Source organism: Litorivivens sp. (assembly GCF_041625495.1).
Classification (GTDB): Bacteria; Pseudomonadota; Gammaproteobacteria; order Pseudomonadales; family Spongiibacteraceae; genus Litorivivens.
On record NZ_JBFJTH010000154.1, the window covers coordinates 1 to 8,783 of the forward strand.

The window sequence follows — 8,783 nt, forward strand, 5'->3', positions numbered from 1 at the left end:
CACCTACTTGGCGGGCGTATCGATCCAGTGTCACTGGAACCCACCTGGACCGCAAAAGGGCGTGAGCGAGATTTACCGGTCTACCTGATGGAGACCATTGATACTGTCAGTCCGGCCGTTTCACTGGAGCAGCTGGCTCCCTCCCAGCCGCGCTACGCGCGCCTGCGTGACGCGCTGGCTCACTTTGAGAAAATCGCGGGGGAAGGTGGCTGGCCTACCGTTCGCGGCAGTGGTCTCCTCAAGCCGGGACATCATGCCGCCTGGGTGCCATCTTTACGCGCCCGCATGCGAGCCAGTGGTGATTATAACGGCACACCGCAGGAGGCAACGCTTTACGATGCTGAGCTGGTGCACGCGGTGAAAATTTTCCAGGTGCGATCCAACCTTGAGCCAGACGGTATCGTCGGCCCGATTACTCTGAAAAATCTAAACCAGTCGGCTCTGGACAAGGTAAACAAGATCAAGGTCAATCTTGAGCGCTGGCGCTGGCTTCCCGATGATATGGGCTACCGCCATATCCGAGTGAACATCGCGGACTACCGTCTGGAGGCGCACGAAGGCACAAACGTGAAAGAAATATTTGACGTTGTAGTCGGTCGTACCTACCGCCAGACGCCAATATTTTCTGCCAATATGTCCTATCTGGTACTAAACCCCTGGTGGGAAGTGCCGCGCAAGCTGGCACGACAGGATCTGTTACCGAAATTTCAGAAGACCCCTGAGATTATCCGGGAGTTGGGTTATCACATCCTTGACTCTCATGGGCAGTCGGTTGACCCCTATGCGGTAGACTGGAAAGCCATCCCGGCGGCGCGCTTTCCATATCGTGTTCGGCAGGAACCAGGCGGAAAAAATGCCTTGGGCCGCGTCAAATTCATGTTTCCCAATCAGCATGAGGTTTATTTGCACGATACCCCGTCACGGGACCTGTTCGCCAAGGTTCGACGGGACTTTTCATCCGGTTGTATCCGGGTGAGCGACCCGATGGACCTCGCCGCGTGGGTGCTTAAAGCGACTCCGGGATGGAGCGAGGACAAGGTGCTGGATGTAGTTGCTTCAGGCAGGGAGACCAGCGTGAGGCTAAAAGACCGCATCCCGGTACATTTGCTGTACTGGACTGTGGTGGTTAATGACGAAACGGGTGATATCCGTTTCATTGAGGACATCTATGAGCGCGATGACAAAATCTGGGCGGCTATCCAGAATCGGTAGCTTTACTGGTCGTTACTGGAAAGTTTGTGCGGCCCTACTGCTACTAGCCAGACATTCTCTAGCCTATGGCTTTGATTCGGGTGAGGCGGGCTTTACCGCGGTGGTAAGCGGGCTGCAGGTTCCCTACAAAGTGATGGCGGTTACCGCGATGCCGGGCGAAGAGCTGGTTATCAAGGTGCCCAAGGCTACGGCCGCCACCGCGGCGATGGGCACGCTGGTAAAAGACAGTGAAACCCGCTACCGCTGGACAGCACCGCAGCGCAGTGGCCTGGTGACGCTGGAACTGACCCGTGCCATTGAACAGCAGCGTATGACGCTCAATATCTTTGTGCTGCGGCCCACCGCAGACATCCGGGACGATAAGCTCGACGGCTATCGCATAGGTCAGTATCCCCAGCAGGCCTATCGCGGATTGGCCGCCTATGAAGCGCCATCCGGGCTGGTCGAGGTGACCTCGGCAGTGATGGATACGCCGCTATCCCCACACTTTACGCTGCGTCAGTTTCTGTGTAAGCAAGCAGCGGTGAACGGTAAGGAGTTCATGTTGTTTCGGCCCGAGCTGCTGCTCAAACTCGAAACTATTTTGCGAAAAATCAATGAGCGCGGGGTAACGGCAGATACGCTGTTTATCATGAGCGGTTATCGCACGCCGCACTACAATGCGAGCATTGGTAATTCGAAAAATTCGCGCCATATATATGGTGGTGCTGCCGACTGGTATGTGGACATGTCACCGAAAGACGGGCGCATGGATGATGTAAACCGCGATGGCAAGATAGACCGGAAGGATGCGGGCTACCTGTATTCGCTGGTCGAAGGGCTCAGTAAGGAATCAGAATGGTTTAAAGGCGGTATTGGTGAGTATGGTAGCACCGCCAGCCATGGACCGTTCGTACATGTCGACGTCCGCGGGCAGCGCGCTCGCTGGGGACGCCGCTAGTTACAGGCTGAGTCGGCGCAGGCGAGGGTCTTCCTGCGCCAGGTTCCAGAGCATGTCGAACTGCAGGATATAGTTAAGCGCGCTGGGCCGGTTACTGAAATCGGCCCAGTGAGCATTGGGCTCATTTCGTTTGGAAACTATCAACCCCGCGTTATCTGCCACCAGAAACTCTTCCTCCGCTTGACCCGCCTGATCTTCTGGCAGGGCGCGCAGCAAAATAGAAGTATTCAGCCGCTGTTGCAGTTCGAGCAGTCGATGGCCTCGGCCAGTAAGTTGGTCCGGACGTAATACCAGAATACGAATCTCGGTGGTCTTATGCAGCCGGGCGAGTTCGGAAAGCGCGGAGCGCACGGTATCGTTGTCGTAAACCGATGGGTCGAGAGATTCGCTGAATATCCGCAACTGGCGGCGACACTGCGACACCATGGATGCGACGGTGTGCTCCAGATCGGTGACTGCGTGCTTGCCACTGTCCTTACCGAGAATGAAATCCTGGCGGAGCGTCAGGCGCATTGACCTGTGGGCAATGCCGGCATCCATAAATTCCGGCCCGTAGGTTACAAAACCAAATTGCTCATAGAAACCAACTGCACTGAGCTGGGCGTTGAGCCAGACTTCACGCAGGTTTTGCAGCTTTGCATGGCGAATAACACGCAAAAGCAGATCTTTGCCGACGCCTTTAGAGCGATAGGGTTTGCGAACTGCCATGCGTCCGATGTGGCCGTCGCGCAGCATGCGCACGGTGCCCACCGGCTCGCCATTATCAGTTGCCAGCCAGTGATGGGCGCGGTCGTCCTCGCCATCCCATTCAAGGTCTTCGGGTACGCCCTGTTCCTCAACAAATACTTCGCGCCGAATGGCGTGGAGCTGTGCCTGATCCTGAGCCCAGCTGGCTTCTATTACGTTCATACTGCGTTCGCTACTCTGCTGTCAGCGCGCGTGTGGAAAGCAAAAAACTGGCCGCTTGCGGCGATATTTTCTGCAGCGCAACCCATAGTGTATCAGGGAGAAGGTCTCCGGGAATCAACTGGCACACATCCGTGAGTAACTCGACGGCTTCAGGGGCTATCTCCATGCTCATACCGTTGGCAAAAAGCAATGAAAATGGCGAGTCGATATACAGGGTTATGCGTGAATCCAGGCTTCGACAAACACCTTTGGCGGGAACTGCGCGTGGCTCGGGGTGGGGCAGTGTTTCATCGTCTGCCTCGGTGACAAGTTCTCCAAAGCTGGCTATCAGGCTGGTTTTATCACTGAGGGCATCGTGCAACAAGGACTGTAAATGATCGATATGCCGACGATCCAGCGTTTGCCCGGATGCCAGTGTCGCTGCGGTGTCCCGGTAGCGTAAATCTTCGGTGAGGTCCGCGCTGAGGGTTTCCCACCAACGCTCCAGAATCTGGCTTAGTGAGGGCGCTCGAAAGCCGACCGACAGCGTTATACATTGATCATCCAGTGCGGTGCCCCAGTGTGCGACACCCGGTGGAATATAGAGGATGTCGCCAGGATTGAGAACATAGCGGGCCTGCTCGTGAAATTCGTCGAGCAAGCGCAGCGGCTGGCTGTCGAGTACGACATCGCTTTCGTCGCACCGCTGGCCAATGCGCCATTCGCGCTGACCACTGCCTTGAATGAGAAAGACATCGTAGCGATCAAAATGAGGGCCGACGCCACCGCCGGTGACCGCGTAACTCGCCATGATGTCTTCAATTCGCCATTGCGGTAAAAAGTCGAAGTGGCGTAGCAGGGCGGTGATCTCTTCAAACCACTGATCAACACGCTGTACCAACAAGGTCCAATGTGTGGACGGCAATTCGGAAAACACCGACGCCTCCATTGGCCCATTGCGAAGCTGCCAGCGCTTGTCTTTGCCAGCTATAAGACGAGATTCCACTTCGGCTTCGCAGGCCAGGCCAGCCAGATCATCGCCATCTATCGGACATTGGTAATCAGGCAACCCCTGCTGAATTAGCAAGGGTTCGCGTTGCCAGTAGTCGCGCAGGAACTGCGCGCTGTCGAATCCCGCCAGGGCCATTGTAGTTACTCTTAAACGCGCCGCGCTTGCTCGGCCGCATTGCCAATATAGGCGGCGGGGGTCAGTGCCTGCAGCTCTGCCTTTGCGCTGTCGGGAATGTCGAGTTTTTCAACAAATTCCCTGATCGCCTGCTGGTTGATGCTGTGGCCTCGGGTCAATGCCTTGAGTTTTTCATAGGCCTGCTCAACATTGTAGCGTCGCATGACTGTCTGAATTGGCTCGGCCAATACTTCCCAGGCTGCATCGAGGTCCTCGCTGATTCGTGCGGTATTGATTTGCAGCTTGCCAATGCCTTTCAGGCTGGCTTCATAGGCGATTAGGCTATACGCCATGCCAACACCCATGTTGCGCAGTACCGTAGAGTCGGTCAGATCACGCTGCCAGCGGGATATTGGAAGTTTCGCCGACAGGTGGCCAAAAATGGCGTTGGCAATGCCCAGGTTGCCTTCCGAGTTCTCAAAGTCGATGGGGTTAACTTTATGCGGCATGGTAGACGAACCGACTTCACCCTCTACCGTTTTCTGTTTGAAGTAACCAAGGGAAATATAGCCCCAGATATCGCGGTCAAAATCTATCAGGATGGTATTGAAACGCGCGATCGCATCAAACAGCTCGGCAATATAATCGTGGGGTTCGATCTGGGTGGTGTAGGGGTTCCAGGTCAGCCCGAGAGATTCAACAAAGCGCTTGGCATTTGCCTCCCAATCCACCTCGGCATAGGCCGAGAGGTGGGCATTGTAGTTGCCCACCGCACCGTTGATTTTGCCCAGCAGTTCTACCTGCTTGATGGTCTCCAGCTGGCGTCGCAGGCGAGCCACAACATTGGCAATTTCCTTGCCCATGGTGGTCGGGCTGGCAGACTGGCCGTGGGTGCGCGACAGCATGGGTACATCGGCCAGGTTGTGCGCCAGTGTGACCAGTTGATCGATGATAGTTTGGGCCTTGTTGACCAGGTATTCCCGCCCAGTTTTTAACATCAACGCATGGGACAGGTTGTTTATGTCTTCTGAGGTGCAGGCAAAGTGGACAAACTCGCCGCCACTGGCCAGTTCGGCATTGTCGGCAATAGTCTCTTTAATTAAATATTCCACCGCTTTCACATCGTGATTGGTGGTGCGTTCAATGTCCTTTACGCGCTGCGCGTGGTCTTCGGTAAAGCCGCTGACCAGTGTCTCCAGCAGGGCATTTGCCTCGCTACTGAAGGGTTTCAGCTCGGGAATGCCGGGGTGGTTTGCCAGTTGTTGCAGCCAGCGAACCTCTACTTCAACCCGGTATTTGATTAGGCCGTATTCACTGAAAATGGGTCGCAGGTCGGCGGTTTTACTGCCGTAGCGGCCATCAATGGGAGAAATGGCGGAAAGTGCCGTCAAGTCCATGAAATCTTCCTTGCTGTGCGGGGGTACGGAAAGGCGGCAATTCTACCCTAGTGCGGGGCGCACGTCAGGTTTGGCGGTCGGTTTAATGCGGGATCTCGCGCTGCAGAATCTCACGCACAGTGCGCACAATACGGTTCTTCGCAAACAGGAAGTGGCGGCGCCGTCCGCCGAGCTGTTTCCAGAGATACGCACCGCGTATCCCCGCCAGCAACAGTGCCCGGATCCGGTCAGCATTTTGTGCATTTTGCAGCTGTTGTGCGCTCCCATTTATTTTCAGGCGGAACTTGAAGTTGCTGACAGTGTCTTTATAGATTCCTGCAATAGGCGACGCTAACTCATTGATATTCTTGTCGCTTAGAAGCTGCCCCCTTTCAGTGTGGTCAAGCCTGGAGCGAATGATGGCAGCGGCCTCGGGCGTTTTCTCAAGCTGTTTCTGCAGGTGCGTAATACCAATGATATAGCGCACTAGTTCACGATCGCTGACACTGCGAGTACCGGTGAGTAGATCGTGTAATTTGCGCAGGCCAAGTTCTAGAGCGGCCACCGAGCCGTAGGCTTCAATCGGCGACTGGGATGAAAAAGAGAACAGACTTTTTAGGCAGGCTTCAAAAGCTTCTGGCTCGGCGTTACCGGTTCTGGCAATGGAGTCCACCAGAGCAACACTCTGGCAAATGCCGGCCAGTGCCAACACCTGGTCTCGCAATGCCTGATCTGTTTGCGGCTGGCTCATGCGACTTTCTCCGCCGGATTGAATGCGCGTTCGATCACCGTGCCACCCAGGCAAACTTCGCCTTGGTAAAATACGACTGATTGTCCTGGTGTAATCGCGCGTTGCGGTTCGTCGAAATGCACTTCAAGCCCAGCGTTTTTAGCGTAGACGGTGCAGGCTTGGTCTGGTTGCCGATAACGGGTTTTGGCAGTGCAGCGCAAGGGCAGCTCCGGGATATCGGCTATCCAGTGGGGCGCGGCTGTTTCCAGTGCAGACTTGAACAGCGCGGGGTGGTTGCTGCCTTGTGTGACACGCAAAACATTGCGGGTCAGATCCTTGTCGACCACATACCAGGGAGCATCGCTGGCCCAGGCGACACCGCCAATACCAAGCCCCTGGCGCTGGCCGATAGTGTGGTACATCAAACCATTGTGGGTGCCGATTTTACGGCCTTCCAAATCTTCAATATCGCCTGGTTGTGCTGGCAGGTAGGTCTGCAGGAAATCCTTGAATCGACGCTCGCCGATAAAACAAATGCCGGTACTGTCTTTCTTATTGTGGGTAATAAGGTCGTGCTGTTCGGCGATAGTCCGAACATCTTTTTTGTCCAGCTCGCCAACGGGAAACAGGGTTTTTGCAAATTCTCGGCTGCTGACTGCATGCAGGAAATAGCTTTGATCCTTGTTGTTGTCGAGGCCCTTGAGCAGCCGACCTTCGGCATCTCGGCGGGCGTAGTGACCCGTAGCGATCAGGTCAGCCCCCAGCATTAATGCGTAATCGAGAAAGGCCTTAAATTTGATTTCGCGGTTACAAAGAATGTCCGGATTGGGGGTGCGGCCGGCCCTGTACTCGTCGAGAAAGTGTTCAAACACGTTGTCCCAGTATTCCGCGGCGAAGTTAGCACCGTGCAGGGTGATACCTATGCGGTCGCATACGGCTTGCGCGTCGGCGTAATCTTCTTTCGCAGTGCAGTATTCGGTGCCGTCGTCCTCTTCCCAGTTCTTCATGAACAGGCCTTCAACCTGATACCCCTGTTCGAGCAGGAGTAGGGCGGTGACAGAAGAGTCGACGCCTCCAGACATGCCAACGATGACTTTTTTCGGTGTGCTCATCCGTAAATCAGATCCAGTGGGTAGCGGTGGCCAGCGAGGTATTGATCAATTGTTGCCAGCACCAGATGGCTGCGCAGGTCGCCGGCACGGGCTTGCAGTTGGTTACGGCTTAACCACAGTGTTTGGATGATGCCCTCGTCAAGGGTGGCATCTGGTACCTGCCGTATCGCCGAACCGAAGAAACTCGTGCGGTAGTAGGTGACGCCATTGGCTGCTTTATACAGCGTGGTACCCACGACGCCATCTATTTTCGCTTCATAACCGGTTTCCTCAAGTACTTCGCGCCGTGCAGCCTCTACCAGGCTTTCATCGGGCTCCAGATGACCTGCGGGTTGATTGATCACGCGTCGGCCCTCGGCCTGTTCCTCGACCACGAGAAAGCAACCGTCTCGCTCGATTACCGTTGCGACGGTCACATGGGCATGCCAGGGGCGGATATCACTCATCGGTTACTGAGGTGCCATAGTCAAAGAAGGGCGCGATTATACGCGCTTACGGCGAGAGGATGTAGGGCGTCGCCGCGCACGCTGCGGCGCATGGACTCGCTCGGTGCGGTATTCGCCGGGCGCCAGATTATCAAGCCGCCAGTTGCCAATGGCAATGCGCACCAGTCGAAGCGTAGGGAAGCCGACGGCGGCAGTCATGCGCCGTACTTGCCGATTGCGACCCTCGGTGATTTCCAGCTCCAGCCAGCAAGTGGGTATGGCTGCGCGTTCGCGAATGGGGGGATTGCGGGGCCACAGTTGCGGCGTTTCAATGCGGCGGGCCTTGCAGGGCAGGGTAGGGCCGTCTTTCAGACTAACGCCGGCACGCAGCAGGTCTAAGGCCTCGTCACTAACCTCACCCTCTACCTGCACCCAGTAGGTTTTTGGTAATTTGTGTCTGGGATGGCTAATCTGTGCCTGTAGTTGGCCATCATCTGTCAGAATAAGCAGGCCCTCGGAGTCGTAGTCGAGGCGGCCCGCCGGGTAAACGCCGGGGACGCGGACATAGTCAGCCAGGGTTTTTCGCCCGTCTTTTGCGCGAAATTGGCACAGAACCTGGAAGGGCTTGTTTAAGAGAATGAGGGTGCTCATTAATTAGACAGGAAATAGTCACTATAAATTGTTATGATACGTCGCCTTTTGCCTACCGGCAAAGAAAGGTCTCACTGAAAAACAGATAATCCATGGAGTCAAGAATGGGATACCAACACATCAAGGTGCCTGCAGAGGGTGAGAAGATTTCCGTTAATGCGGATCTTTCCCTTAACGTCCCCGATCGGCCGATTATTCCTTTTATCGAAGGAGATGGCATCGGTGTCGATATCACTCCGGTCATGATCGATGTTGTCGATGCGGCGGTTGAAAAAGCCTACGGTGGCAGCAAGAAAATTAGCTGGATGGAAATCTACACAGGC

Annotated in this window: 9 protein-coding genes and 1 pseudogene; 3 read left to right on the top strand and 7 right to left on the bottom strand. The window is 55.4% G+C overall.

What is annotated here, in order from left to right; genetic code table 11:
- Together ABYP39_RS14980 and ABYP39_RS14985 are read left to right on the top strand one after the other, a co-directional pair.
- Positions 1-1,212 (top strand): murein L,D-transpeptidase (locus ABYP39_RS14980; RefSeq protein WP_372783328.1); only part of this gene is annotated, 1,212 nt, incomplete at its 5' end.
- The gene (locus ABYP39_RS14985; RefSeq protein ID WP_372758835.1) at positions 1,169-2,152 is read left to right on the top strand and encodes a D-Ala-D-Ala carboxypeptidase family metallohydrolase; all 984 of its coding nucleotides are present in this window, start codon (positions 1,169-1,171) and stop codon (positions 2,150-2,152) included. The genes ABYP39_RS14980 and ABYP39_RS14985, both read left to right, overlap by 44 nt.
- Here ABYP39_RS14985 and ABYP39_RS14990 read toward each other — a convergent pair whose 3' ends face one another.
- From ABYP39_RS14990 to ABYP39_RS15020, 7 genes are all read right to left on the bottom strand, one after another.
- Entirely contained in the window at positions 2,153-3,061 is a 909-nt protein-coding gene (locus tag ABYP39_RS14990) for a GNAT family N-acetyltransferase (protein WP_372750113.1), read from the bottom strand.
- A gap of 10 nt (positions 3,062-3,071) precedes the next feature.
- Positions 3,072-4,187: a cupin domain-containing protein gene (locus tag ABYP39_RS14995; RefSeq protein ID WP_372758833.1), complete on the bottom strand. Its 1,116-nt coding sequence runs from the start codon at positions 4,185-4,187 to the stop codon at positions 3,072-3,074.
- Positions 4,188-4,198: 11 nt separating this feature from the next.
- Positions 4,199-5,563, bottom strand: a complete 1,365-nt coding sequence (gene purB / locus ABYP39_RS15000) for an adenylosuccinate lyase (protein WP_372783330.1) — start codon at positions 5,561-5,563, stop codon at positions 4,199-4,201.
- 82 nt (positions 5,564-5,645) lie between these two features.
- Positions 5,646-6,293 carry a high frequency lysogenization protein HflD gene (hflD, locus tag ABYP39_RS15005; RefSeq protein ID WP_372783332.1) on the bottom strand — a complete coding sequence of 216 codons (648 nt, stop codon included), beginning with the start codon at positions 6,291-6,293 and terminating at the stop codon, positions 5,646-5,648.
- Positions 6,290-7,384 (bottom strand): tRNA 2-thiouridine(34) synthase MnmA, encoded by a 1,095-nt coding sequence (gene mnmA / locus ABYP39_RS15010; RefSeq protein WP_372750517.1) that lies wholly within the window; start codon positions 7,382-7,384, stop codon positions 6,290-6,292. The genes hflD and mnmA overlap by 4 nt, the downstream gene beginning before the upstream one ends.
- The gene (locus tag ABYP39_RS15015) at positions 7,381-7,830 is read right to left on the bottom strand and encodes an NUDIX hydrolase (RefSeq protein WP_372749714.1); all 450 of its coding nucleotides are present in this window, start codon (positions 7,828-7,830) and stop codon (positions 7,381-7,383) included. The genes mnmA and ABYP39_RS15015 overlap by 4 nt, the downstream gene beginning before the upstream one ends.
- A 36-nt stretch (positions 7,831-7,866) precedes the next feature.
- On the bottom strand, positions 7,867-8,460 hold the full coding sequence (locus ABYP39_RS15020) for a pseudouridine synthase (protein ID WP_372765305.1): 594 nt from the start codon (positions 8,458-8,460) through the stop codon (positions 7,867-7,869).
- 104 nt (positions 8,461-8,564) lie between these two features.
- Between ABYP39_RS15020 and ABYP39_RS15025 the strand changes: the two are divergent.
- A pseudogene (locus ABYP39_RS15025) lies at positions 8,565-8,783 on the top strand (NADP-dependent isocitrate dehydrogenase); the annotation flags it as partial.

Excerpts from the sequence above, each read along its gene's own strand:
- ABYP39_RS14985 (WP_372758835.1), top strand. The coding sequence starts at position 1,169 with ATGAGCGCGATGACAAAATCTGGGCGGCTATCCAGAATCGGTAGCTTT.
- ABYP39_RS14990 (WP_372750113.1), bottom strand. The coding sequence starts at position 3,061 with ATGAACGTAATAGAAGCCAGCTGGGCTCAGGATCAGGCACAGCTCCAC.
- ABYP39_RS14995 (WP_372758833.1), bottom strand. The coding sequence starts at position 4,187 with ATGGCCCTGGCGGGATTCGACAGCGCGCAGTTCCTGCGCGACTACTGG.
- purB (WP_372783330.1), bottom strand. The coding sequence starts at position 5,563 with ATGGACTTGACGGCACTTTCCGCCATTTCTCCCATTGATGGCCGCTAC.
- hflD (WP_372783332.1), bottom strand. The coding sequence starts at position 6,293 with ATGAGCCAGCCGCAAACAGATCAGGCATTGCGAGACCAGGTGTTGGCA.
- mnmA (WP_372750517.1), bottom strand. The coding sequence starts at position 7,384 with ATGAGCACACCGAAAAAAGTCATCGTTGGCATGTCTGGAGGCGTCGAC.
- ABYP39_RS15015 (WP_372749714.1), bottom strand. The coding sequence starts at position 7,830 with ATGAGTGATATCCGCCCCTGGCATGCCCATGTGACCGTCGCAACGGTA.
- ABYP39_RS15020 (WP_372765305.1), bottom strand. The coding sequence starts at position 8,460 with ATGAGCACCCTCATTCTCTTAAACAAGCCCTTCCAGGTTCTGTGCCAA.